Genomic DNA, 574 nt, shown 5'->3' on the forward strand with positions numbered 1-574 from the left:
GTTATAAACGGTATCGCATGTGGACACTGATGCTCTCTGGTGCCTTTGCCGCTATCGGAGCGATGTCTTACAGTCTCGTGGCAAATGGCTTTGGATATTACACGCCTCAAGTTTTACTTATGACGCTTGTGACTCAAATCATTAGTGGAATGATACCTGGCGGCTGCCTTGCGAAAGTGGTGGTGGACGCACTATCCAAAACAGGTGTACTGAATCAATATGCCATCATGAAAGAAAAACGAAACAAAGGTGAACAGCATGAATTCATTTCTCGCGTGCAATGAACTCTCTGTCCGTTTTTATGAACAGCCTAAGCCCGTTTTGCATCAAATCTCCCTTACGATTCAAAAAGGGGAAAAGGTGCTTATTTTAGGACCGAGCGGAAGCGGGAAATCTACGCTCATTTCGGTTCTGGCTGGAATCATTCCAGAGCATGTGGAAGCAGACATGCAGGGCGAAGTGGTGTTACAAAGACATACAGGCGTCATGTTTCAAGATCCAGACTCTCAGTTTTGTATGCACCGCGTCAATGAAGAAATTGCCTTTAGCTTAGAGAACCGTTCCGTCCCTCGTG

Annotated in this window: 2 protein-coding genes; both read left to right on the forward strand. The window is 46.0% G+C overall.

The features are described from left to right. Positions 1 to 284, forward strand: a 284-nt coding sequence (locus GFC01_RS17910; RefSeq protein ID WP_207707649.1) for an ABC transporter permease, incomplete at its 5' end; no start/stop codon positions are given. Continuing rightward, positions 259 to 574: ATP-binding cassette domain-containing protein (locus GFC01_RS17915; RefSeq protein ID WP_152948491.1), on the forward strand; the 316-nt coding region annotated here is incomplete at its 3' end. The genes GFC01_RS17910 and GFC01_RS17915, both read left to right, overlap by 26 nt.

This window comes from Desulfofundulus thermobenzoicus (genome assembly GCF_009428905.1).
GTDB lineage: Bacteria > Bacillota > Desulfotomaculia > Desulfotomaculales > Desulfovirgulaceae > Desulfofundulus_A > Desulfofundulus_A thermobenzoicus.